At 69.7% G+C, this 24905-nt stretch carries 20 protein-coding genes; 7 read left to right on the top strand and 13 right to left on the bottom strand.

Annotated elements, in window-relative coordinates:
• Positions 1–26: 26 nt before the first annotated feature.
• The 7 genes from IM787_RS11845 to IM787_RS11815 all read right to left on the bottom strand — a co-directional run bounded on the left by IM787_RS11845 (position 27) and on the right by IM787_RS11815 (position 8610).
• A complete protein-coding gene (locus IM787_RS11845; protein WP_193676843.1) occupies positions 27–1061 on the bottom strand; it encodes a branched-chain amino acid ABC transporter permease in 1035 nt (344 codons plus the stop codon).
• Positions 1062–1160: 99 nt separating this feature from the next.
• Positions 1161–2435 (bottom strand): branched-chain amino acid ABC transporter substrate-binding protein, encoded by a 1275-nt coding sequence (locus IM787_RS11840; RefSeq protein WP_193676842.1) that lies wholly within the window; start codon positions 2433–2435, stop codon positions 1161–1163.
• A 108-nt stretch (positions 2436–2543) separates the two neighbouring features.
• The gene (locus IM787_RS11835) at positions 2544–4172 is read right to left on the bottom strand and encodes a 3-(methylthio)propionyl-CoA ligase (protein ID WP_193676841.1); all 1629 of its coding nucleotides are present in this window, start codon (positions 4170–4172) and stop codon (positions 2544–2546) included.
• Positions 4173–4238: 66 nt separating this feature from the next.
• Positions 4239–5411 (bottom strand): hybrid sensor histidine kinase/response regulator, encoded by a 1173-nt coding sequence (locus IM787_RS11830; RefSeq protein ID WP_193676840.1) that lies wholly within the window; start codon positions 5409–5411, stop codon positions 4239–4241.
• Between the two features lie 9 nt (positions 5412–5420).
• Positions 5421–7913, bottom strand: coding sequence for an ATP-binding response regulator (locus tag IM787_RS11825; protein WP_193676839.1), 2493 nt, complete (start codon positions 7911–7913; stop codon positions 5421–5423).
• A complete protein-coding gene (locus IM787_RS11820; protein ID WP_193676838.1) occupies positions 7907–8254 on the bottom strand; it encodes an N-acetyltransferase in 348 nt (115 codons plus the stop codon). The genes IM787_RS11825 and IM787_RS11820 overlap by 7 nt, the downstream gene beginning before the upstream one ends.
• A 53-nt stretch (positions 8255–8307) precedes the next feature.
• Complete coding sequence (locus IM787_RS11815) at positions 8308–8610, bottom strand: hypothetical protein (RefSeq protein WP_193676837.1); 303 nt, start codon at positions 8608–8610, stop codon at positions 8308–8310.
• Positions 8611–8742: 132 nt separating this feature from the next.
• Between IM787_RS11815 and IM787_RS11810 the strand changes: the two genes are divergently transcribed.
• The 5 genes from IM787_RS11810 to IM787_RS11790 are packed head-to-tail and all read left to right on the top strand — an operon-like array spanning position 8743 to position 12308.
• Positions 8743–10233, top strand: a complete 1491-nt coding sequence (locus tag IM787_RS11810; RefSeq protein WP_193676836.1) for a protein adenylyltransferase SelO — start codon at positions 8743–8745, stop codon at positions 10231–10233.
• Positions 10230–10655, top strand: coding sequence for a peptide-methionine (R)-S-oxide reductase MsrB (msrB, locus tag IM787_RS11805; RefSeq protein WP_193676835.1), 426 nt, complete (start codon positions 10230–10232; stop codon positions 10653–10655). Before IM787_RS11810 ends, msrB begins: the two co-directional genes overlap by 4 nt.
• On the top strand, positions 10655–11209 hold the full coding sequence (locus tag IM787_RS11800) for a septation protein A (protein WP_193676834.1): 555 nt from the start codon (positions 10655–10657) through the stop codon (positions 11207–11209). Before msrB ends, IM787_RS11800 begins: the two co-directional genes overlap by 1 nt.
• Positions 11206–11490, top strand: coding sequence for a BolA family protein (locus IM787_RS11795; RefSeq protein ID WP_193676833.1), 285 nt, complete (start codon positions 11206–11208; stop codon positions 11488–11490). The genes IM787_RS11800 and IM787_RS11795 overlap by 4 nt, the downstream gene beginning before the upstream one ends.
• 38 nt (positions 11491–11528) lie before the next feature.
• Positions 11529–12308 (top strand): peptidylprolyl isomerase, encoded by a 780-nt coding sequence (locus tag IM787_RS11790; RefSeq protein ID WP_193676832.1) that lies wholly within the window; start codon positions 11529–11531, stop codon positions 12306–12308.
• Positions 12309–12363: 55 nt separating this feature from the next.
• On the opposite strand, the gene IM787_RS11785 is transcribed toward IM787_RS11790, so the two are convergent.
• From IM787_RS11785 to IM787_RS11775, 3 genes are all read right to left on the bottom strand, one after another.
• Positions 12364–12828 (bottom strand): hemerythrin domain-containing protein, encoded by a 465-nt coding sequence (locus IM787_RS11785; RefSeq protein ID WP_193676831.1) that lies wholly within the window; start codon positions 12826–12828, stop codon positions 12364–12366.
• Positions 12829–12849: 21 nt separating this feature from the next.
• Complete coding sequence (locus IM787_RS11780; protein ID WP_193676830.1) at positions 12850–15291, bottom strand: catalase; 2442 nt, start codon at positions 15289–15291, stop codon at positions 12850–12852.
• Between the two features lie 90 nt (positions 15292–15381).
• Positions 15382–16056 (bottom strand): heparan-alpha-glucosaminide N-acetyltransferase, encoded by a 675-nt coding sequence (locus IM787_RS11775; RefSeq protein ID WP_193677119.1) that lies wholly within the window; start codon positions 16054–16056, stop codon positions 15382–15384.
• A 174-nt stretch (positions 16057–16230) separates the two neighbouring features.
• On the opposite strand from IM787_RS11775, the gene IM787_RS11770 reads away from it, so the two are divergent.
• A complete protein-coding gene (locus tag IM787_RS11770) occupies positions 16231–17118 on the top strand; it encodes a metal-dependent hydrolase (protein WP_193676829.1) in 888 nt (295 codons plus the stop codon).
• A 117-nt stretch (positions 17119–17235) separates the two neighbouring features.
• Positions 17236–19428 carry a gamma-glutamyltransferase family protein gene (locus IM787_RS11765; protein WP_193676828.1) on the top strand — a complete coding sequence of 731 codons (2193 nt, stop codon included), beginning with the start codon at positions 17236–17238 and terminating at the stop codon, positions 19426–19428.
• Positions 19429–19471: 43 nt separating this feature from the next.
• On the opposite strand, the gene IM787_RS11760 is transcribed toward IM787_RS11765, so the two are convergent.
• From IM787_RS11760 to purL, 3 genes are read right to left on the bottom strand one after another with little or no spacing between them, the layout of a single operon-like run.
• Positions 19472–20458, bottom strand: a complete 987-nt coding sequence (locus IM787_RS11760; protein ID WP_354004401.1) for a Bug family tripartite tricarboxylate transporter substrate binding protein — start codon at positions 20456–20458, stop codon at positions 19472–19474.
• Complete coding sequence (locus IM787_RS11755) at positions 20455–20874, bottom strand: chorismate mutase (protein WP_193676827.1); 420 nt, start codon at positions 20872–20874, stop codon at positions 20455–20457. The genes IM787_RS11760 and IM787_RS11755 overlap by 4 nt, the downstream gene beginning before the upstream one ends.
• A complete protein-coding gene (gene purL, locus IM787_RS11750; protein WP_193676826.1) occupies positions 20874–24833 on the bottom strand; it encodes a phosphoribosylformylglycinamidine synthase in 3960 nt (1319 codons plus the stop codon). The genes IM787_RS11755 and purL overlap by 1 nt, the downstream gene beginning before the upstream one ends.
• Positions 24834–24905 lie beyond the last annotated feature (72 nt).

Here is a 24905-nt window from a genome sequence, read left to right as displayed (position 1 = left end):
TGCCGGTGTCTGAAAGCGTCGCCATCTCAGCCCTCCCGCGTTCCGAGCAGGCCGCGCGGCCTGAAGATCAGGATGAGGACGAGGAACAGGTAGGGCAGGATCGGCGCCACCTGGGAGATCGTCAGCTTGAGGAAGGTGTTGCCCTGCGCGGCCGGGCTGAGCGCGACGCCCGCCCCCTGCAGCAGCGAGCCCACCGAGTGATCCAGCGCGACCGCGAAGGTCTGGATCAGCCCGATCAGCAGCGACGCGACGAAGGCGCCCGCCAGCGAGCCCATGCCGCCGACCACCACCACCACGAAGATGATGGAGCCCACCGTGAGGGCCATGTTCGGCTCGGTCACGAAGGTGCTGCCGCCGATGACGCCGGCCAGGCCCGCCAGCGCGGCACCGGCGCCGAACACCAGCATGAACACGCGCGGCACGTTGTGGCCCAGCGCCTCCACCGTGTCGGGGTGCGTCAGCGCCGCCTGGATCACCATGCCGATGCGCGTCTTCGCCAGCAACAGGCCGAGGGCCGCCAGCATGAACACCGCCGTCAGCATCATGAAGCCGCGCGTGGCCGGGAACGGCGAGCAGACCACCCGCACCGTGGCGTCGGCGGCGTTGCAGAGCGCTGCCGGCGCGGTGCCCCAGACCAGGCGGAAGCCTTCGGTCGAATGCTGCACGAGCGTGAAGGCCGCCCCTTGCAACGCGGCGGGCGGCGTGAATTCGACGGCCGTGCGGCCCCACACCAGCTGGACGAGTTCGAGCAGCACGTACGACAGACCGAAGGTGATCAGCAGTTCCGGCACATGGCCGTACTTGTGCACCTTGCGCAGGCAGGTCCGCTCGAAGGCCGCGCCCAGGAGGCCGACGACCAGCGGCGCGATGACCAGCGCGGGCCAGAAGCCCACCAGGCGCGCGACCGTGTAGCCCACGTACGCGCCCACCATGTAGAAGCTGGCGTGCGCGAAATTGAGCACGCCCATCATGCTGAAGATCAGCGTGAGGCCCGAGCTGAGCATGAACAGCAGCAGCCCGTAGCTGAGCCCGTTCAGCGTCGAGATGACGAAGAATTCCATGAGGTCGTTGGTTGGTGCCGCCGCGGCGGCCTCAGGCAAGGCAAGGGGCCCGCCACGTTCACCGCAGGGGGCCCCCGGATGGTCCGGCGAAGCGGGAGCTTAACTCGGGCGCTGCATCTGGCAAGTCGTCGGCGTGCTGGACACGTAGCTCGGATACTCCTTCACCGGCACGAGGGTCATGCCGGTCTTCTCCGGGCTGTACGCGAACTTGCCGCCGGCCTTCTGCCACACCGTCATGTACAGCGGCTGCTGCAGCTGGTGGTCGGACTTGCGCATCTCGACTTCGCCGTTGAAGCTGTTGAACTTCAGGCCTTCCAGCGCGGCCGCGACCTTCACCGGGTCGGTGGAGCCGGCCTTGGCCATGGCGTTGCTCAGGGCGGAGAACGCGTGCGAGAAGGCCAGCGTGTACAGGTCGTCCTTGAAGCGCGTGTTGAACTCGTTGGCCCAGGTCTGGATCTGGCCCGTCATGTTCGGGTGGCCGTAGCCGACCTGGAACACGCGGCCTTCGCCGCCGGTGCCCAGCGCGCTGGGGGTGCCCGTGACGCTGGTGTAGTAGGTGAAGAACTTGCCGTTGAAGCCGGCTTCGTTGGCGGCCTTGATCAGCAGGGAGAGGTCGGAGCCCCAGTTGCCCGTGATGACGGTATCGGCGCCGGAAGCCTTGATCTTGGCGACGTAGGGCGCGAAGTCACGTACCTGCGCCAGCGGGTGCAGGTCCTCGCCGACGATCTGCACGTCCGGGCGCTTGCGGGCCAGGGTTTCCTTGGCGTACTTGGCGACCTGGTGGCCGTGCGAGTAGTTCTGGTTGAGCAGGTAGACCTTCTTGACGTCCGGCTTGTCCTTCATGAAGGTGGTCATGGCCTCCATCTTCATGGACGTGTCGGCGTCGAAGCGGAAGTGCCAGTAGTTGCACTTGCTGTTGGTGAAGTCCGGGTCCACCGCGGCATAGTTGAGGTAGATCACCTCCTTGCCGGGGTTGCGCGCGTTGTGCTTGTCGATCGCGTCGATCAGCGCGCCGGCCACGGACGAGCCGTTGCCCTGCAGCACGTAGCGCACGCCCTGGTCGATGGCGGCCTTCAGCGCGTTGAGGCTTTCGGCCGGGCTCAGCTTGTTGTCGACGCCCTGCACCTCGAACTTCACGCCGGCGGGGTTGCTGGCGTTGAACTTCTCGGCCAGGAACTGCAGGCTCTTGAGCTGGTTCGTCCCGACCGGGCCCATGAGGCCGGTGAGCGGGTCGATCCACATCATCTTCACGACCTGGCCCTTGGTGGCCGATGCCGCGGCGGGAGCGGCGGCAGCGCGGGGCGCGGTCTGGGCCTGCGCCAGGGCGCAGGCGAACAGGGTGGACAGTGCGACGGCGGTAACGGCGAATTTCACGGGATTGCTCCTTTGCAAGACAGGCGCAGGGTAGCTTTTCCGCAGGGGCCTCCCGCTCAGGGATTGCCCCTAATCCCCCCCGTTTCTATCGCTCTGGCGACACCCCTCTCACGCCGTGGGCAGCCGGTAGTCCTTCAATTGCTCGCGCAGGCGCGTCTTGAGCATCTTGCCGGTGGCGCCGAGCGGGATGCTCTCGACGAACACCACGTCGTCCGGCACCTGCCACTTGGCGATCTTGCCCTCGTAGAACTTCAGCAGCTCCTCGCGGGTGACTTCGGCGCCCGGCTTCTTGACCACGGCGACGATCGGCCGTTCGTCCCACTTCGGGTGCCGCATGCCCACGCAGGCGGCCATCTGGACGGCCGGGTGCGCCATCGCGATGTTCTCGATGTCGATCGAGCTGATCCACTCGCCACCGGACTTGATCACGTCCTTGCTGCGGTCGGTGATCTGCATGTAGCCGTCCGGGTCCATCGTGGCGACGTCGCCGGTGGGGAACCAGCCGTCCACCAGCGGGTCGCCGCCCTCCCCCTTGAAGTACTCGCGCACCACCCAGGGGCCCCGCACGTACAGGTCGCCGTAGGTCTTGCCGTCCCACGGCAGCTCCTGGCCGTCGTCGCCGACGATCTTCAGGTCCACGCCGAAGATCGCGCGCCCCTGCTTCAGGCGGATCTTCATCTGCTCGTCGGGCGGCAGCGCCAGGTGCTTGTTCTTCAGCGTGCAGAGCGTGCCCAGCGGGCTCATCTCGGTCATGCCCCAGGCGTGCAGGACGTCGACCCCGTACTCCTCGCGGAAGGCATGGATCATCGCCGGCGGGCAGGCGGAGCCGCCGATCACGGTGCGCTTGAGGGAGGAGAAGCGCAGGCCGCCCGGCTTCATGTGCCCCAGGAGCATCTGCCAGACCGTCGGCACGCCGGCGGCGAAGGTCACCTGTTCCGCCTCGACCAGTTCGTACACCGACTTGCCGTCCAGCGCACCGCCGGGGAACACCAGCTTGCAGCCCGTGAGGGCGGCGGAGTACGGGATGCCCCACGCATTGACGTGGAACATGGGCACGACGGGCAGCACGGCGTCGCGCGCCGACAGGTTCATCACGTCCGGCAGCGCAGCCGCATAGGCGTGCAGCACGGTCGAACGGTGGCTGTAGAGCGCCGCCTTGGGGTTGCCGGTGGTGCCGCTCGTGTAGCACATGCTGGAGGCGGAGTTCTCGTCGAACACCGGCCACTGGTACGTGAGCGGCTGGCCGCCGATCCACGACTCGTAGCTCACGAGGTTGGGGATGCCCGTGTCCTTCGGCAGCTTGTCGGGGTCGCACAGCGCGACGTACTGCCGGATGGTGGTGCACTTCGCGTGCACGGCCTGCACGATGGGCAGGAAGCTCAGGTCGAAGCACAGCACCTGGTCCTCGGCATGGTTGGCGATCCAGGCGACCTGCTCGGGATGCAGGCGGGGGTTGATGGTGTGCAGCACGCGGCCCGAGCCGCTCACCCCGAAGTACAGCTCCAGGTGGCGGTAGCCGTTCCAGGCCAGCGTCGCCACGCGGTCGGAGAACAGCAGCTGCATGCCGTCCAGCGCGTTCGCCACCTGGCGGGCGCGGCGGGCGACGTCCTTCCATTGGTAGCGGTGGATGTCGCCCTCGACGCGGCGCGAGACGATCTCGGTGTCGCCATGGTGCCGCTCGGCATGCTCGATCAGCGCGGAAATCTGCAGCGGTTGGCTCTGCATGAGGCCCAGCATCGTCGTGTCTCCTCGGGAAGTGCTTTGGTGGATCCGGAGACGAATCCTAAACCGGCGCGCGGGCGCTCAGGCGGGCGGCAGGCCGGCGGGCTGGAAGTAGAGCGTCACGACGGTGCCTTCGCCGAGGGTGGACTCCACCTGGATCGAACCGTTGATCGCCTGCATCACGCGCTGGCAGAACATCAAGCCCATGCCGCTGCCGCCGGCCGCGGCGCGCGTCGTCACGGGCTCGCGCGTGAGCTTGGCCAGCACGTCGGGCGCGATGCCGGGGCCGTTGTCGCGCACGCGCAGCCAGGCCCGCTGGCCGGCCGGTGCATCGGCCGCGCAACCCACCTCCAGCACCAGCCGGGCCTCGGGGCGTCCGCGAAGTGCCTGCAGCGCATTCTTCGCGAGGGTGCACAGCACCAGGTACAGCAGGTCGCGCCGGCCGGGCAGGCGGAAGTCACGCCGCACGTCCAGCGTCACGAAGGCGCGCTCGTTCTCCTCGAAGGGGAATTCGTCGAGCAGCGCCTCCACCAGGCTGCTGGCACGGATCGACTGCGGCACCGCGTCGGGATAGGCATCGCGGGCGGACTGCACGAAGGTGGACACCAGCGACTGGCAATACAGGGCGCGCCGCTCGGCCCGCTCCAGCGCCAGCCGCAGCTCGCCCGGATGTTCCTCGGTGAACTGCGCGATGCCCGGCGGGCTGTCCGGCCCCGGCGGCAGGTAGCGCGAAGCCACGGAGCCGACGTAGCCGCGCACCGTGGCGAGCGGCGTGTTCAGTTCATGGGCCAGGAAGCCCAGCGCCTCGCGCAGCGCCGCCACGCGGCCTTCGTTGACCGCGCGCTCCAGTGCCTGTGCGCGGTAGAGGGCCAGCGCTTCGCGCAGGGCCTCCCGGGTGGCATCGCCGTCCAGCGGCTTCTCCAGGATGCGCAGCACCTTGCCCTGGTTGACCGCCGCGATGGCGACATCCTTCTCCGCGTAGGCGGTGGCGAGCAGGCGCACGACGTGGCGGAAATCCCGCTGCGCGGTGCGCAGCAGCTTCATGCCGTCGCGGTCCGGCATGCGGTAGTCGGTCACGAGCACGCCGAATTCCGTCCGGCGTTCCGTGAGCATCGCCAGCGCTTCGTCGGCGCCGCCGGCCGTGAGCACGCGGAATTCGTCGCCGAACTCGCGGGCGAACCACTTGCGCGACCTCGGCTCGTCGTCGACGAACAGGATGCACGGCGGTTCGCCGGAAAGCTCGTGGGCCTGCATGGCGCGCCTTCAGGCGGCGGAACGCGACGCGGTGTCGCAGTAGGCCCGCAGGGCCTCCTCCGTGCGGCGCGCCAGCGCCTGCAGTTCCGGCAGCCAGGCGCTGCCGGCAGGCCACTCGCCCTCCTCCAGCAGCGGCACGTACAGCCGCCGCACCTGCTGGTACAGCGCCTGCGCGCCGGCCTCGCCGCTCATGCCGAGCAGCGAATGCAGCGCATCGATGCTGCCCTGCACGTCGGCGCCGGCGACGGCCCCCTGCAGCTTGTCGACCAGCCGCGCCATCTCCGGCACGTAGTCGGCGATCAGTTCCTCCAGCATGCCGAGGCGGCGGTAGCTTTCCAGCCGCTGCAGGTTCAGCAGCCCCTCCTGCGGCGGAGGCTCCGGCGGCAGGGCCGCTTCGGTCACCGGCGTCTGCGCGGCGCCCGGGGCGACGAGCCGGGCCAGCGTGTCGTACAGGACCTGCGCGTCCACCGGCTTGACGATGAAGGCGTTCATGCCTGCCGCGGTGGCGGCGGCCACGGCGGGTTCGTCGGAGCGCGCCGTCAGGGCGATCACGGGGATCGTGGACCACGCCTCGAGCGAGGCGCGGATCGCGCGGGTGGTCTCCAGGCCGTCCATGCCGGGCATGTGCAGGTCGACGATCACCGCCGAGATGCCGTCCTGCGCGTGCAGCTGCTCCAGCACCGCCTGCCCGTGTTCGACCTCGATGACGATGGCGGCGGTGTTGCGCAGGTAGGCCGCGACGGCCTTGCGGTTGAAGGCGCTGTCGTCGGCCACCAGGATGCGGCGGCCGGCCAGGCGCGCGGTGCTGCCCTTGCCGTGCTGGTTCTGCACGGCCTGCTGCAGGGCGGCCAGCAGCGGCAGCTGGGCGCAGGGCTTGCTGACGAAGCCGTCCATGCCGCACTTGAGCGCCTTGGCGCGGGCCAGGTGCGCCGGCTCGCTGGTGTAGGCGACGATGCGCACGTCCTGGTTCGGCCCCGGGTCGCGGCGCAGCTTCTCGGCGACGGCGTAACCGTCGAGCCCGGGCATGTGCAGATCCAGCAGCACCACGTCGTAGGCGCGCCGGGCGAGCATGCCCAACGCGACCTGGCCGTCGGCCGCTTCCTCGAGCTCGGTGGTGAGCGCCAGGGGGCCGAGCTTCTGCCGGGTGGCCATGCGCTGGATCGGGTCGTCCTCGACGATCAGCACGCGCTTGCCGGCCAGCATGGTGCGCGCGTCCGCCACGGCGGCCAGGCGATGCTGTTCGCGCTCCTCGTCGCTGATGGCGGGGAAGCGCATGCTGAATTCGGTGAACTCGCCCGGCGCCGAATCGCATTCGATCTCGCCGCCGAAGGCGCGCATCACGCGCTGGCAGTAGGCCAGGCCGAGGCCGGTGCCGCCCGACTTGCCGACCGAGCGGAACGGCTCGAACAGGCCGCGCAGCACCTCCGGCGCGATGCCGGGGCCGTTGTCGCGCACCCGCACCTGGTGGTCGCCCACGATGATGGTCACCCGCGTGTCGGGGAACGGCTTCAGGTAGTACAGCGCGTTCTTGATCAGGTTGAACAGCACGAACAGGTAGGCCGTCTCGTCGCCGCGGAAGGTGAAGTCCTTCTCGATCTTCACCAGCACCTTGTCGCGGGCTTCCTCGCTCTCGTAGCCATATTCCTCCACCGCCTGCTGCACGACCTCGGCGGCCGACAGGTAGCGGAAGGCGGAGGTGTCGATCGGCCGCGCGCTCACCTCGTCCAGCGTCATGGAGATGACCTGCAGCCCGCGCTTGACGGCCTGTTCGCCGTGCCCCAGGTGGCGGTACAGCGCCTGCAGCTGGCCGGGCTCCAGCGCCGCCTGCGGGCCGCCGGGCGCGGGCAGCAGGTCCTGCATGCCTTCCAGGCTGTGCTTCAGCTGCGACAGCGGATGCCGCATCTCGTGGGCGATCGAACCGGCCAGCGCCTGCGTGGCGCGCAGCTTGCGCTCCGCGTCGATGCGCTCGGTGTCCGCCTTGAACAGGTTGCCGCCGATCACGATCAGGGCAAAGGCCGGCAGCTGCGCGATCAGGTCCATCGGCACCTTCGGGTTCGCCGTCGTCGCCACGTAGATCAACGCCGCCATCGCGGTGCCCGCCACCAGCATCACCAGCGTGTTGCGCCAGTCGGTCAGCAGCACCAGGAAGCAAAGGATGATGAAGGCGTTGGAGATTGCCGCGACGCCGCCGCCGCGCTGCAGCGCCACCAGCACGGTGAAGCACGGCAGGCAGTACAGCAGCACGAAGTACGAATAGCGGATGTAGTAGGGCTTCAGCCGATCGGGCCAGAACTCCCGCATCCCCATCAGCAGGAACAGCAGCACGGCCAGCGCACGGGCCGGCAGGTCGTCGAACAGGTTCGGGTTGGGCCGCGTGAAGCGCAGGAAATAGAACACCACGTAGGTGAACGCGCCCAGGTAACCCATGGCCTTCAGGCGCGGCGGGCCGTACGCGTGGTAGTCCTCGTAGTGCTTGAAGACGCGGCGCAGCGCGTTCAGCATGCGAGCGCCTCCCCGTAGCGGTGCGCGAGGAAGTCCTCGGCGGCGCGCTTCTCGGCATCGGTGCCGGCCAGCGCACGCAGCACGCTGGGCACCGTCCCGTGGATCAGCGAGTAGCTGCCCTCGGCGTCGCAGCTCGCGTCCTTCACGGCGACGCTGAAGCCGAAGCGGCGATAGAGGCGGCTGAGCACCGGCGTGCAGGAAGCGAACAGGTTTTCCACGTCGGTGTTGGCGAGCAGGTAGACGAGCGTGAGGTACAGGCAGCGCTTGAGGGCGTCGGGGCCGCTGCGGTAGCGCGAGGCCAGCACCAGTCGCCCGACCTCCCAGGCGCGGGAGCAAAGCATTTCATCGATATTGTGACGCGCAACCAGCGGCTCGCAAGGCGCGAGGCCCTGGTTCATCGGCAGCAGGCGGATCGTGCCGATGTATTCCCCGTGGCGCAGGAAGGAGCCGACCAGACCGATCTCGTCTCTTTTTTTTCGCGCGCGGCGAAGCCGGGGTCGCCCAAGGCGGCAGCCGGCAGGGCGATTTCGCGGCGCAAGTGCGTGATGCGGGAGATCTCGGAGGCACCGCGCAGGCGGCGGAAGGCGACGTCCTCGGGCTGGAGTTCGGTGACCAGGGGCGGCGGTTCGTAGCAGTCGGGCGGAAGGCCCTGCGGCATCAGGCCGAACGATTGCTCCAGGGGCGATAAGTCGCTCATTTCCTCTGTCCTCCCAAGCCGTTTCCTGGAACCGGAACTCGGCAACGGAATGATACGAGTCGCCTGCCAGCTCAGCTTAGGCAAAAGCCCTACGGGCCCCGCCTGCGGCCACGGCATCGGACAATGCAACGCATGACCGACACCGTCGCCGCGCCCGCCGCGCTGGATCTGGGCCGGCCGTGGCGGGACGGCTTCGCGGCGCTGGGCCCCGCCTTCTTCACCGACCTGCGGCCGACGCCGCTGCCCTCCCCGCACCTCGTCTCCCTGAACGGCGATCTGGCGGCGCAACTGGGCCTCGACCCTGCGCTGCTCGCCGACCCCTCCGGCATCGCAGCCTTCACCGGCAACGCCGTGCCGGAGGGCGCGCGGCCCCTGGCCAGCGTGTACAGCGGCCACCAGTTCGGCGTCTGGGCCGGGCAGCTGGGGGATGGGCGGGCAATCCTGCTGGGCGGCATCGAGACGCCCGCGCATGGCGTGCAGGAACTGCAGCTGAAGGGCGCGGGCCGCACGCCCTACTCCCGCATGGGCGACGGCCGGGCCGTGCTGCGTTCGAGCATCCGCGAGTACCTCTGCTCCGAGGCGATGCACGGCCTCGGCATCCCGACCACGCGGGCGCTGGTCGTGACCGGATCGCCGCAACCGGTGCGGCGAGAGGAGGTCGAGACGGCCGCCGTCGTGACGCGCGTGGCGCCGAGCTTCGTGCGCTTCGGCCACTTCGAGCATTTCTCGTCGCGCGAGCAGCTCGGGGAGCTCGCGCGCCTCGCCGACTACGTCATCGACACCTTCTATCCGGAGTGCCGCGCCACCGACCGTTTCGCAGGCAACGCGTACGCCGCCTTCCTGGAGCAGGTCAGCGAGCGGACCGCGGCCATGGCCGCGCACTGGCAGGCCGTGGGCTTCTGCCATGGCGTGATGAACACGGACAACATGAGCATCCTGGGCCTGACCGTCGACTATGGCCCGTTCCAGTTCCTCGACGCGTTCGTGCCGAACCACGTCTGCAACCACAGCGACGAGAACGGCCGCTACGCGTACAACCGGCAGCCGAACGTCGCCTACTGGAACCTGTTCTGCCTGGGCCAGGCGCTGCTGCCGCTGATCGGCGACCAGGAGCTCGCGCTGGCGGCGCTGGAGTCGTACAAGGCGGTGTTCCCGCGCGAGCTGGAGACGCGCATGCGCGCCAAGCTGGGTCTGGCGGATGCGCGCGAGGGCGACCGCGAGCTGCTGGAAGCGACCCTGCAGCTGCTCGCCGCGGACCGCGTGGACTACCCGATCTTCTGGCGCCGGCTCTCCCACTTCGTGGCGGGCGGCGACGCCGCGCCCGTGCGCGACCTGTTCCTCGACCGCCCCGGCTTCGACGCCTGGCTCGCGACCTACGAAGCACGCCTGCCGGCGGACCGCGCGGCGGCGGGTGTTGCGATGCTGCGGACCAACCCCAAGTACGTCCTGCGCAACCACCTGTGCGAACTGGCCATCCGGCAGGCGAAACTCGGCGACTTCTCCGGCGTCGACGACCTGCTGGCGCTGGTGCAGTCGCCGTTCGACGAACATCCGGCCCACGAGGCGAAGGCCGGCTTCCCGCCCGACTGGGCGACCCACATCGAGATCAGCTGCTCCTCATGAACGACGATTTCCCGATCCGCAAATCCGAGGCCGAATGGAAGGCCCTCCTCGCCCAGAAAGGCGCCGAGCCGGGCGCCTTCCAGGTGACCCGCCACGCCGCGACGGAGCGGCCCTTCACCGGCAAGTACGAGCGTGTGTGGGCCGACGGCAGCTACCACTGCATCTGCTGCGGCAACAAGCTGTTCGACTCCGGCACCAAGTTCGATGCCGGCTGCGGATGGCCCAGCTTCTCGCTGGCGGTGCCGGGAGCCATCAAGGAGATCCGCGACACCAGCCACGGCATGGTCCGGACGGAGACGGTTTGTGCACAATGCGGCGCGCACCTCGGCCACGTGTTCCCGGACGGCCCGACCGAGACCGGGCTGCGCTACTGCATGAACTCCGCCTCGCTGGACTTCCAGCCCGAAGGGAACCCGAACTGATGAAACTGCTGCTCGACTTCTTTCCGATCGTCCTCTTCTTCGCGGCCTTCAAGCTGTGGGACATCTACGTGGCGACCGGGGTGGCGATCGTGGCGACCGTCGCCCAGATCGCCTGGCTGAAGTATTCGACCGGGAAGATCGAGCCGATGCAGTGGCTGAGCCTCGGCATCATCGTGGTGTTCGGCGGCGCGACCATCCTGGCGCACGACGAGACCTTCATCAAGTGGAAGCCGACGGTCCTGTACTGGCTGATGGGCGGCGCGCTCGCGGGCGGCATGCTGTTCTTCCGCAAGAACCTGCTGAAGTCGCTGATGGGCGCGCAGATGGAACTGCCGGACCACGCCTGGCGCGCGATGAACTGGAGCTGGGTCGGCTTCTTCGCCCTGATGGGCGTGCTCAACCTGTGGGTGGCCTTCAACTTCGACACCGACACCTGGGTGAACTACAAGCTGTTCGGCGGCCTGGGGCTGATGGCCCTGTTCGTCGTCGGCCAGGCCTTCTATCTCGGCCGGCACATGAAGGACCCGAAGGAAGCGGGAGCCGGCGACTCGTGAATTCCTCCACGGGCACGGGGATCACCGCCGACGACCTGCGCCGGCGGCTGGCGGAACGTTTGTCGCCCACGCGGGTCGAAGTGCTGGACGAAAGCGCTGCGCACCTGGGTCACGCCGGGCAGGACGGCACGGGCCAGGGCACCCATTTCCGGGTGCGGATCGCCTCGCCGCTGTTCGCCGGCCGGCCGAAAGTCGCGTGCCATCGCCTTGTGTATGATGCCCTGCGCGACTATATCGACCGCGACCGCGGGGTCCACGCGCTGGCGATCGAAACGCTCTGAAACCTGATCTCGCTCATCTCGCTCCCAAGGGAAACCCCATGAAGAAAGTCCTCCTGGCCGCGGCCGCCGCGGCCGCCATCGGCATCGCCCTGCCCGCCGCCGCCCAGAACGTCGCCATCGTCAACGGCAAGCCGGTGCCCAAGGCCCGCGTCGACCTGCTGTCGCAGCAGCTGGCCAAGGCCGGCCGCCAGGTGCCGCCCGAGATGCAGGCGCAGCTGAAGGACGAAGTGATCGCGCGCGAGATCTTCATGCAGGAAGCCTCCAAGCGCGGGCTCGACGCCTCCGACGACTTCAAGAACCAGATGGAACTGGCCCGCCAGACCATCCTGATCCGAGAGCTGTTCGCGGACTACCAGAAGAACAACCCGGTGACGGACGCGGAGATCAAGGGCGAGTACGACAAGTTCGTGGCGGCCAACGGCGGCAAGGAATACAAGGCCCGCCACATCCTGGTGGAGAAGGAAGACGAGGCCAAGGCCGTCATCGCCAACCTGAAGAAGGGCCAGAAGTTCGAGGACCTCGCCAAGAAGCAGTCCAAGGACCCGGGGTCGGGCACCAACGGCGGCGACCTCGACTGGGCGACCGCGGCCAGCTACGTGCCGGAGTTCGCCGAGGCCATGATCAAGCTGAAGAAGGGCGAGACCACGGCCGCACCGGTGAAGTCGCAGTTCGGCTGGCACGTGATCCGCGTCGACGACATCCGCGAGGCGCAGCTGCCCAAGCTGGAAGAAGTGCGCCCGCAGATCGCCCAGCAGCTGCAGCAGCAGAAGCTCGCCGCCTTCCAGGAAAACCTGCGCAAGAGCGCGAAGGTCGAATAAGCGGGCACGCGGCACCCGGCAAGGAAGGCGGCCCGCGAGGCCGCCTTTTTTTCGCCTAGGCCGCGGCCCCTTCCAGCTCCTGCTGCCGCTCGCGCAGCTGCGCGCCCAGCGCATCCAGGTCCAGCGACGTGCGCGCCTTGGGGAACAGGTCGTCCCGTTCCTCCTTCACGTGGTGCTCGATCGCCCGTGCCAGCTCGCTGACCAGATCGTCCTTCGCCGGGCCGGGCGGCGCCGCCTCGATCTGCGCGATCAGGTCCTTGGCCTGCTGGTGTTCCGCCTCCGCTTCGTCCAGCAACGAGGGGTCGTCCACGACCTCCCGCAGCGCGGGGTAGAAGATCTCCTCCTCGATCTGCGCGTGCACCGTGAGCTCGCTGCAGATCCTGCGGGCGAGGGGCTCGCGGTCGGCGGCCGCGGCGGGCGCCGCCATCGCCAGCCGCGCGTATTCGACGAAGAGGTGCTTGACGGCGATGTGGTCCGCGTCCAGCAGGTCGCAGGCGTCCTTGGGGGCAAGTTCGTTCATGGGGTGTCCAGTCGGTGGTGTTCAGATCAGCGGCGGGTCCATCTCGCGGCCGAAGTGGCGGTGCTTCGCCATCGCCTCGAGGAAGGCCTCGATCGCGGCGGCCTCCTGGCCCTCCTCCGCGATGATCAGCCCGGTGCCGCCCTGCACCAGGCTCTTGTCCATGGCCAGCGGCACGCCGGCATGCGTCAGCAGTTCCCGCGACGCGCCGAGCACCAGCATCGGCTTGCAGTGGCGGAACTGGTCCTTGATGAATTCGGCGGTGTGCCCGTCCTGCGCCAGCGCGGCGACGGCCTCGGCGCCGTCCGGCAGCACCAGGCCGTCGAACAGGAAACCAGGCTCGTTCTCCATGGAAGCATCCGCGTTGACGACGTCCCCGCCTGCCGTGGCCATGGCGCCGATGCGCGGCCCGACCAGGCGGCCGACGGCGCCGTGCTCCAGCAAGGCGGCCTGCAATGCGCTGAGCGGCTCCGCCTCCACGCCCGGCGCCACGATGAGCGCCACCTTGCGGCCGCGCAGCGTGCCGTCGCCGGGCCGCGCCATCAGCGACAGCGCGGGCGACTTCGTGACTTCCGGCGTGGCCGGGTCGGGCAGCGCCAGCGGCAGCGGTGCGGGCATGGGGTCCATGCCCAGTCCGTCGGCGACCTTCATCGCGAGTTCCTCCGAGGCGTTGCGGAGCATCGCGACGGTGCGCTCGCGCACGGCCGGCACGGTGACCTTGCTCAGTTCGAAGCGGAAGGCATTGGCGATGTGGCACTGCTCCACCGGCGTCTGGCTTTCGTAGAACAGCCGCGCCTGCGTGTAGTGGTCCGCGAACTTCTCCGGCTTGGCGCGCACCTTGCCCTGCTCCTCGTCGGCGCGGATGCGCGCCGGCACCGAGACGAAGCCCTGCGCCGCGCCGGCCTGGAAGGGGCAGCCGCCGGCCAGCGAATTGGGCTCGTAGCTCACGCGCCCGCGGTGGATGGCCTGCCGGTGCATGCCGTCGCGCTGGTTGTTGTGCACCTGCGCGATCGGCGAATTGATCGGCAGCTCGTGGAAGTTCGGTCCGCCCAGCCGCGAGATCTGCGTGTCCACGTACGAGTGGATGCGGCCGGCCAGCAGCGGGTCGTTGGAGAAATCGATGCCCGGCACCACGTGCGCCGTGCAGAACGCAACCTGCTCCGTCTCGGCGAAGAAGTTGTCCGGGTTGCGGTTCAAGACCATGCGCCCCACGGGCCGCAGCGGCACCAGTTCCTCGGGGATGATCTTCGTTGCGTCCAGGATGTCGAAGCTGAACTGCTCCGCCTGCTCCTCGGTGAAGACCTGCAGCGCGAGTTCGTACTCCGGGTAGTGGCCCGCCTCGATGCGCTCCCAGAGGTCGCGCCGGTGGAAATCCGGGTCGGCGCCCGAGATCTTCACGGCCTCGTCCCAGACCAGCGAGTGCGTGCCCGCCACCGGGCTCCAGTGGAACTTGACGAACACGGATGCGCCTTCGGCATTCACCATCCGGAAGGTGTGCACGCCGAAGCCCTGCATGGTGGCGTAGCTGCGCGGGATGGCGCGGTCCGACATCACCCACATCAGCATGTGCGTGGACTCCGGCATCAGCGACACGAAATCCCAGAAGGTGTCGTGCGCGCTCGCCGCCTGCGGCATCTGGTGGTGCGGCTCCGGCTTGACGGCGTGCACCAGGTCCGGGAACTTCATCGCGTCCTGGATGAAGAACACCGGGATGTTGTTGCCCACCAGGTCCCAGTTGCCCTCGTCGGTGTAGAACTTGACGGCGAAGCCGCGCACGTCGCGTGCCGTGTCCTTGGAGCCGCGCTCGCCCTGCACCGTGGAGAAGCGGACGAAGACCGGCGTCACCTTGCCCGCGGCCTGGAACGGCGCCGCCCGGGTGATGTCCGTGAGCGGCTCGTAGCACTCGAAGAAGCCGTGGGCGCCGGAGCCGCGCGCATGCACGATGCGCTCCGGGATGCGCTCGTGGTCGAAGTGCGTGATCTTCTCGCGCAGGATGAAGTCTTCCAGCAGCGCCGGTCCGCGCACGCCGTACTTCAGCGAGTTCTGGTTGTCGGCGACGGCGACGCCCTGGTTGGTCGTGAGCACGCGGCCGGTGGAGTCGACGCGCACGCGGTCCAGCGGCTCGATGGTGGAGTTGGTTCCTTCGGGGGCGACGCTGCCGGTCTTTTCGGAGCTGTTCTCTTCCGACAGCGTGCTGCCGCCGGGCAGCCTCGAAGGCGGCGTGACGGTGGTGCCCGCGAGCGGACGCGTGCCGTTGGCGAAGCCATGTTCGGCGGCCTTGTTCGCCGAGTTGTCCATCGCGGCGGCAAGTTCCTCCACTTCGAGCATCTTGCGGGCGGGCAGGTCGTGCGGCGCGGCGGGATCGACCTTGCTGGGGCCGCTGTCGGTGTTGCGGGCTGCGGACTTCGCGGCCGGCTTGGCAGCGCTCTTCTTGGCGGGCGCGGCCGCCTTGGGGGTTTTGGGCATCGGGGAACGTCGGAGAGGCGGCGGAATTGCCGTCCGTCCACGGTACGTGCGCCGTGTGCCCCGCCTTGTAGGCAGATGCCGACAGCCCTGTCAGGACGCGCGCAGCAACATCAGCATGCCGATGAGCACGGGCTGGTGCAGCATGTACCAGCTGAGGCTCCAACGGCCGAGCCAGGCCAGCGGTGCGAGGGCACGCGGCACCCTGCCCTGCACGAAGTCGCGGCGCTCCCGCAGCAGCCACTGTCCCGCGGCCATGCCCCACCACATCACGCCGAGCCAGGGGAGGACCGGCACGAAATCCTCGGTGCGCGGCTTGCGCGAGACGAAGCCCAGCCAGTTGAGCCAGCGTGCGTTCAGCGCCTCGAGTTCCGGCCACGCCGCGTGCGCCGCGGGCGCGAGGAAAGGCAGGGCGATCGCCACCGCGCCGGCGAGCCACAGCCAGCGGCCCCAGCCGGCGGTGAGCCGGACGAGCACCAGCATCACCGCGATGCCGTGCAGCACGCCGAAGGAGATGAAGCTGCGCGGGAACATGACGTACGAGCCGGCCGTGACGAGCAGCGCGCAGCCGGCGACCTGTCCCCAGCGCCGCCAGAACCGCGGCCACCGCTGCGCCTGCGCGACCGCCACCGACTGGCCCAGGCCGGCGCAGAACAGGAACAGGCTGACGATGCAGGTCCGCTGCACGATCCAGAACGGGTCGCGGTAGAAGTCCTCGCGCGTCCAGCCGAGCCATGCGAGGTCGAAGCAGAAATGGAACACCGTCATCCAGACGATGGCGGCGCCGCGCAGCGCGTCGATGCGGTCGTAGCGGCCGCGAGGGTTGGGGTCCAGCACGCGCCGCAGTGTAGTGGCTGTCCCCGTTGACGCCGTCCGGGACGGGCGTTCCAATCCGCCGGGTGCCCGCCGCCGGTTGGCATGCCAACAACAAGGAGCGCCCCCATGACGAAACTCCGCACCCTGCTGCTTGCCACGACTGCAGCGATCGCGCTGGCCGGCTGCGCCGGCGGCCCCACCCCGTCCTCCATGCAACCGGCTCCCGCCGTGCAGGTCACGGCCGCGGGCACGCCGCTGGCGGCCGGCAAGACCGAAGTCCTGTGGCTCGGCCAGGCGACGACGCGCATCACCACGCCCGGCGGCAAGGTGATCGTGATCGACCCCTGGCTCACGAGCAACCCGAAGACGCCCGCCGCCTTCAAGCAGCTGTCGGCGCTCGGCCGCGTCGACCTGATCCTGGTCACGCACGGCCACTTCGACCACTTCGCCGACGCGCCCGCCCTGGCGCAGATGCACAAGGTGCCGATGTACGGGCCGGCGGGCATGAACCAGACGGTGGCCACGCTCGGCATCCTGCCGGCCGACCTGGCGCCGCGCTTCGGCAAGGGCGGCACCATCGCGCCCTTCGGGCCGACCGGCCCGAAGATCACCGCGGTGCGCGCCGAGCACTCGTCGGAGCTGGCGTACAAGAACCCGGCGACGGGCAAGGACGAGGTGCACGTCGGCGGCGAGCCGGTCGGCTTCATCATCGAGATGGAGAACGGCTTCAAGGTCTGGCACATGGGCGACACGGGCATCTTTGGCGACATGAAGCTGATCGGCGAGATGTACCGGCCCGACGTCGTGCTGATCCCCATCGGCGGCCACTTCGTGCTGAACCCGCAGGACGCCGCGATGGCCGTGCGCGACATGATCCGCCCGCGCTACGCGATCCCCATCCACTACGGCACCACGCCGCAGCTTCGCGGCACGCCGGCCGAGTTCATCCAGGCGCTCGGCGGCGCGGGCCCGCGCGTGCTGGTGCCGGAGCCCGGGCAGAAGATGGACTTCTGATGCCGACGCGCCGTCGCGCCTGCCCCGCGCGCTGAGCGCGCGACAGGCCGCAGGAGACAGGCCCGCGGCTTGCTTGCCCGCGGGCATTCGAATTCAACCCCACGGAGAAGTACCCCCATGCAGTCCGGAACCCGCAAGGCGCTCGCCTTGTCGTTGCTGTGCACGCTCGCCGCCTGCGGCGGCGGCGATCCCCAGAGCTTTCCCGTCGCGCAGGCGCCGGCGCCGGCCCCCGTACCGCAACCGCCCGTGCGCGCCGTCAAGTTCGACCCGTCGCTGTGCCAGCCGCAGCAAGGCGCGCCCTATGGCCAGACGGTCGGGATCGCCGGCACGAACATGATGGTGACCTCGGCGGACGTGAGCGCGTCGGCCGCCGGTTGCAAGGTGCTGGCCCAGGGCGGGTCCGCCATCGACGCCGCGGTCGCCGTGCAGGCCGTGCTCGGGGTCGCCGAGCCGTTCGCCTCCGGCATCGCCGGCGGCAGCGTCATCACCTACTACGACGCGGCGACCCGGAAGGTCCGCACCTTCGACGGCTTCTCGGCCGCGCCGGCGACCACCGGCGGCGTGCCCGACATCTACAAGGCGGTCGCCCAGGACGTGTCCACCACGGGCGGCTTCAACCTGTGCAAGAGCGGCCTCACCGCCGGCGCGAGCATCTCCTCGCAGCAGGGCAACACCAACCTCTCCGGACGCGCCGTCGGCGTGCCGGGCACCCTGAAGGTGCTCGACCTGGTGCACCAGTCCCATGGCCGCAAGCCCTGGAACGCCCTGTGGGACGACGCGATCGCGCTGGCCGAGAACGGCTTCCCGATGACGCCCTACATGTACAAGACCCTCTACGCCGTGGGCCAGGAGTACGACGAGGACGGCAATCCGCTGAGCGTCGGCACCGGCGTGTCGGCGTGGTCGAACTCGGCGGGCACGGTGAAGGGCGCGCCGCGCTGCAAGTATCCCGACATCAAGGCGCGCTACTGCGACGCGACCGATGCGACGCAGCAGCGCCCGCTGCCGGTCGGCACCACCATCCGCAACCAGCCGCTGGCCGATACGATGAAGCTGGTGCGCGACGGTGGAGCGGCCGCCTTCTACGACCCCGCCGGCCCGATCGTCCAGGCGGTGGTGGCGAAGATCGCCGGCGGGCAGCTGCCTTGCCGATCGATCCTGCCTTCGCCCGGCACGGCGGCGAACCCCGCCATCGCATCCACCATCGCGTCCATCCCCAGCCTGATGACCACCGCGGACTTCGGCACCTACCGCGCCGTGGAACGCCGGCCGCTGGTGGGCGAACGTTTCGGCATGACCGTCTACACGCAGCCCGCGCCCTCCTTCGGCGGGGTCGTGACGCTCTACACGCTGGGGCTGCTGGAACGCAAGGACGCGCGCAATGCCGCGGGCGGGATCGGGGCGGCCACGTTCGTGCACCTCGCCACGGAGGCCAGCCGCCTGGCCAACGCCGACCGCCGCAACGTGGTCGGCGATCCCGCCTACTCGAACGTCAACGCGCGCGTCGCGGCGCTGTTGTCGCCGGCCTACCTCGATGCCCGGGCCGCGCTGATGACGGGCACCGCGCGCGGGACGATCACCGCCGGAGGCGTCGCCGACGGCGTGCCGGCCTTCGCCGCTACCGACCCCGCGGGCTACGACACCATGGCCGCGCTCACCGTGCCGGCGGCCCAGCGCCGGGCGGTGCGGCAGCGCGCGGCCACGATGCTCGCCGAGGCCGGACGCCGCAGCGAGGACTGGAACACCACCAGCAACCTGGCCATCGTGGACGGCTACGGCAACGGCCTGGCGATGACCACCACGATCAACACGCACTGGGGCGCGCACATCGAGGCCGCCGGCATGATGGTGAACAACGCGATGTCGAACTTCTCGGCCTCGACCCCCGGCCTGGACGTGAACGGCTATGCGGCACACAAGCGCCCGCGCAGCTCGATCGCGCCGGCCATCGCCTTCGACGCCGAAGGGCGCATGCGCCTCGTCTGGGGCGCGGCGGGCGGCGGCCCCATCCCCGACTACATCGTCAAGGCCTTCCTCGGCTACCACGTGGCGGGCCTGGACCTGCAGGCGGCGATCAATGCGGACAACTGGACCGGACAGAACGGCATCGCCGAACTCGAGGCGGGCAAGCCGATCGCCACGCTCCTCGACACGCTGCGCACGGACTTCGGCAGCACGACCGGCAATGCGCAGGCCACCGGCCTCACGAGCGGCCTGAGCGGCATCGCCGTGGAGTACGACGCCAACGGCTTCCCGGTCTACAAGGGGGCCGCGGACAACCGCCGCCACGGCGGCGCTGTCGGCTACTGACGCCGGCAGGGCAAAGAAGAAAGCGGCCCGCGGGCCGCTTCTCTCATTCCGCCTTGATGCCGGCGCGCTTGATCACCGGCCCCCACTTCGCGCGTTCCTCCCGCATGTAGGCGGCGAACTGTTCCGGCGTGCCGGGCTCCGGCTCCATGTACTGCGCGCGCAGCTTGGCCAGCACCGCGGGGTCGCGCATGGCGCCGACGAAAGCCTGGTTCAGCCTGGCCACGACCGGGGCCGGCATGCCGGCCGGCCCGACGATGCCGATCCACGCGCTGCCATCCAGCGCGACGCCGGACTCACGGAAGGTCGGCACGTCCGGCAGCTGCGGCAGCCGTCTGGCGGTGGAAACCGCCAGCACCTTCATCTTGCCGGCCTGCACCTGCGGCATGACCGCCAGCGGCGCCAGGCTGACCATGTGGGTGTCGCCCTGCAGCACGCTCATGACGGCGGCCGGCGACGAGGCGTACGGCACCTGCACCACGTAGCTGTTGGTCAGCGCCTTGATCGCTTCCACGCTCAGCTGCGACAGCGTGCCGACGCCGACGGAAGCGTAGTTGTACTTGCCCGGGTTCGCACGCAGCAGCGCCATCAGCTCCTTCATGCTGTTCACGCCCAGGGCGCTGCTCACCGCGAGCACGTTGCCCTGGTGCACGCCGAAGGTGATGGGCTGCAGGTCCTTGAACGGGTCGTACGGCAGGTTGTCGTAGATGAGCGTGTTGTTCACCAGCGGGCCCGTGATCGACACCCCGATCGTGTAGCCGTCCGGCGCCGCCTTGGCCATCTGGTTGGTGGCGACGTTGCCGCCGGCGCCGGCGCGGTTCTCGATCACGATCGACTGGCCGAGCGTGCGGCTGGCGTGCTCGCTCACGGTGCGCGCGAACACGTCGGGCGTGGAGCCGGGGCCGAAGGGCACCAGCAGGCGGATCGGCTTGTTCGGGTAGTCGGCCTGCGCGAGGGCGGCCGTCCACGGGCTGGCCAGCAGCGTGGTGGAGGCGGCGGCGGCGATGGCTTTCAGGAGGCGTCTTCTGTTCACTGCGGGTCTTCCTTGGGAGGGGGATCCACGGGCTCGGTCTGCCCGAAGTACGTTTGTTCACAGGCAATATAACCGGCCACGAGGGCGCGATACGCCGCTTCGACCACGTCCGGCAGGCCCTCGAAGCCGCCGTTGAACGTCGGTCCGTGCGCTTCGGCCAGCGCGCGCACGCGCGCGAACACCTGCGCCTGCCGCGCCGGTGCACTCACCTGGAAGGCGTCCCGCTTGAAGCGCGCGGCGTCCTTCACGTACATCGCGCGCTCGGCCAGCAGGCGCACGATGGCGTCGTCCAGGCGATCGATCTCGGCGCGCACGCCAGCGAGATCCGCGGCCAGCGGCCGGTACGCGGGGTCCTTGAAACGGCGCACGGGCGCACCCTGCGCGTCCGGTTCGCGCAGTGACGGCGCCTGCTGCATCACCGGACCCACCGGCGCGCGTTGTGCCAGATCTGCATCCACGGGCTGTGCGCCGCGCGGTCGCCGGACGTCCACGACATCTGCACGTTGCGGAACACGCGTTCCGGGTGCGGCATCAGGGCAGTGAAGCGCCCGTCCGGCGTGCTCACGCCGGTCAGGCCGCCCGCGCCGCCGTTGGGATTGAAGGGATAGCGTTCGGTGGGCTGGCCGTGGTTGTCGACGAACCGCAGGGTGCGCACGACCGACGCTTCGTCGCCGCGCTGCGCGAAGTTGGGATAGCCCTCGCCGTGCGCCACCGCGATCGGCAAGCGCGCGCCCGCCATGCCGCGGAAGAACAGGCTGGGCGACTCCAGGACCTCGACCATCGCCAGCCGCGCCTCGAAGCGCTCGCTGCGGTTGGTCGTGAAGCGCGGCCACGCCTGTGCGCCGGGGATGATGTCCGCGAGTTCCGCGAACATCTGGCAGCCGTTGCACACGCCGAGGCCGAAGGTGTCGGCGCGGCCGAAGAAGGCCTGGAACTGGCGCGCCAGCACCGCGTTGAAGGTGATGCTGCGGGCCCAGCCGATGCCGGCACCCAGCGTGTCCCCGTAGCTGAAGCCGCCGCAGGCGACCAGGCCCTGGAAGCGGGCCAGGTCGTGGCGGCCGGACTGCAGGTCGGTCATGTGTACGTCCACCGCCTCGAATCCCGCCTCGGTGAATGCATAGGCCATCTCGACGTGCGAGTTCACGCCCTGCTCGCGCAGGATCGCCACGCGGGGGCGCGCCAGGTTCACGGCGGGAGCCTGCTGCGACGGGAAACCTTCCGGCAGGAACACGTGCAGGCCCGGATCCGCCGGGTCGCCCGCGGCCGCGTGTTCGCTGTCCGCGCAGGCGGGGTTGTCCCGCTGCTGGCAGATCTTCCAGCTGACGCTGTCCCACACCTGGTGCAGGTCCGCGAGCTTCGCGCTGAACACGGTCCTGGTGTCGCGCCAGACCTGGACCTCGCCCTTGCCGACCTCGATGGTGGAACCGGCCGGCCGCGTCTTGCCGACGAAGTGGCTGTGCTTCGACAGGCCATGGGCGCGCAGCACCTGCATCACGGCGTCGCGCTCGGCGGTGCGCACCTGCAGCAGCACGCCGAGCTCCTCGCTGAAAAGCGCCTTGAGCGTCAGTTCCTCCCGCCGGGCGCCGACCTGGCTCGCCCAGTTCTTGGCATCGCCGTACTCGGCGCGGCTGTCGCTGATGCCGTCGCCTTCGGTGACCAGCAGGTCCACGTTCAGCGACACGCCGACGTGCCCGGCGAAGGCCATCTCGCAGGCGGCCGCCAGCAGGCCGCCGTCGCTGCGGTCGTGGTACGCGAGGATGCGGCCCTGCGCGCGCAGCGCATTGACCGCGTCCACCAGCCGCACGAGGTCCTGCGCGTCGTCCAGGTCGGGCACGGCGCCGCCGGGCTGCTCCAGCACCTGCGCCAGGATGCTGCCGCCCATGCGGTTGCGGCCACGGCCCAGGTCGACCAGCACCAGCGTCGTGTCCTCGGTCGCCTCCAGCTGCGGCGTGAGGGTTTGCCGCACGTCGTCGATGCTGGCGAAGCCGCTGACGATCAGGCTGACGGGGGACGTCACCTTCTTCACGGCGCCGCCCTCGCTCCACTGCGTGCGCATGGACAGGCTGTCCTTGCCGACGGGGATGGCGACGCCGATCCGCGGGCACAGCTCCATGCCGACCGCCCGGACGGTCTCGTACAGCGCCGCGTCCTCGCCGGGTTCACCGCAGGCGGCCATCCAGTTGGCGGAAAGCTTGACGCGGGGCAGTGCAATCGGCGCAGCGAGCAGGTTGGTGATGGCCTCGGCGACGGCCATGCGTCCGGAGGCCGCCGCATCCACCGACGCGAGCGGCGTGCGTTCGCCCATGCTCATCGCCTCGCCGGCGAAGCCGCGGTAGTCCGCCAGCGTCACGGCGCAGTCGGCCACCGGCACCTGCCAGGGGCCCACCATCTGGTCGCGGTGCGACAGGCCGCCCACCGTGCGGTCGCCGATGGTCACCAGGAAACGCTTGGAAGCGACGGTGGGATGGCTCAGGACGCGGATCACGGCGTCCTGCAGGCTCACGCCCGTGAGGTCCAGTTCCGGCGCCGTGCGACGGACCGCCTGCACGTCGCGGTGCATCTTGGGCGGCTTGCCGAGCAGCACGTCCATGGGCATGTCCACCGGCGTGTCGGCGCCCTCGTCCGCCACCACCAGCTGGCGCTGCTCGGTGGCGACGCCCACCACGGCGAAGGGGCAGCGCTCCCGTTCGCAGAAGCCGCGGAACTGCTCCAGCGCGTCCGGCGCGATCGCCAGGACGTAGCGCTCCTGGCTCTCGTTGCACCAGATCTCCTTGGGCGCGAGGCCGGATTCCTCCAGCGGCACCTTGCGCAGGTCGAACCGCGCGCCGCGCCCGGCGTCGTTCGACAGCTCGGGGAAGGCATTCGACAGCCCGCCGGCGCCCACGTCGTGGATCGCGAGCACGGGGTTGCGGTCGCCCAGCGCCCAGCACTGGTTGATGACTTCCTGTGCGCGGCGCTGGATCTCGGGGTTGCCCCGCTGCACGGAATCGAAGTCGAGTTCGGCGGTGTTGGTGCCCGTCGCCATCGAGGAGGCGGCACCGCCGCCCATGCCGATGCGCATGCCCGGGCCGCCCAGCTGCACCAGCAGCGTGCCGGCCGGGAACGGGATCTTGTGCGTCAGGCGCGCGTCGATGGCGCCGAGGCCGCCCGCGATCATGATCGGCTTGTGGTAACCGCGGGCGACGCCCGCCACCTCCTGCTCGTACTCGCGGAAGTACCCGAGCAGATTCGGCCGGCCGAATTCGTTGTTGAAGGCGGCGCCGCCCAGCGGGCCCTCGGTCATGATCTGCAGCGGGCTGGCGATGTGCTCCGGCTTGCCGAACTTCCCGTCCCACAGCTTCGACACCGTGAAGCCGGTCAGGCCCGCCTTGGGCCGGGCGCCGCGGCCGGTGGCGCCTTCGTCGCGGATCTCGCCGCCGGCCCCCGTGGAGGCGCCGGGGAAGGGCGAGATGGCGGTCGGGTGGTTGTGCGTCTCCACCTTCATCAGCACGTGGTGCGTCGCCTGCGACTTCCGCCACGTGCCGTCCGCCTCCGGCAGGAAGCGCTCGACGGCGTGCCCTTCCATCACGGCCGCGTTGTCGGAATAGGCGACGACGGTGTGCTCCGGATGCGCCTGGTGCGTGTTGCGGATCATGCCGAACAGGCTCTTTTCCTGCGGCACGCCGTCGATGGCGAAGGTCGCGTTGAAGATCTTGTGGCGGCAGTGCTCGCTGTTGGCCTGCGCGAACATCATCAGCTCGACCTCGCTGGGATTGCGCGCCAGCCCGGTGAAAGCCTGCACCAGGTAGTCGATCTCGTCGTCGGCAAGCGCCAGGCCGAAGCGCCGGTTCGCCTCCTCCAGCGCGGCCCGGCCGCCGCCCAGCACGTCGACGTGCTCCATGGGCTGGGCCTGCAGCTCGGTGAACAGGCGGGCCGCTTCGGAGCGGTGCGCGACCACGCTTTCCGTCATGCGGTCGTGCAGCAGCGCCGCGATCGCCTGCAGTTGCGCAGGCTGCAGCTGCGGCTGGCCCAGCCAGCCGCCCTGGACCTGCACGCGGTACTCGACGACGCGTTCCACGCGCCGGACGGCCAGGCCGCAGTTGTGCGCGATGTCGGTGGCCTTGGACGCCCAGGGCGACACGGTGCCCAGGCGCGGCGTCACCACCAGCAGCGGGCCTTCGTCCGCACCAGCGTGGGGCTCGCCATAGGTCAGCAAGGCGGCAAGGCGCTCACGCTCGGCTGCCGTCGGCACGTGGTCGGTCGCCACCAGGTGCACGAAGCGGGCCGACAGCCCGCTCACCTTGGGGTGCACCGCTTGCAGGCGGGGCAGGAGTTGCTGGATCCGGAAGCCGCTGAGGGCCTGGCCGCCCTCGAACTCGGTGATGTGCAGGGACACTGTCTGAAACCTGTCTGGGGAGTGGCGTCCACGGCCGCTGACTGGGGCCGTGGTAGCCCGGCATTCTACCTG

This window comes from Ramlibacter pallidus (assembly GCF_015070875.1).
Classification (GTDB): Bacteria; Pseudomonadota; Gammaproteobacteria; order Burkholderiales; family Burkholderiaceae_C; genus Ramlibacter; species Ramlibacter pallidus.
Note: the sequence above shows the minus strand (reverse complement) of the source record. Positions and strands in the feature narration are given on the sequence as shown.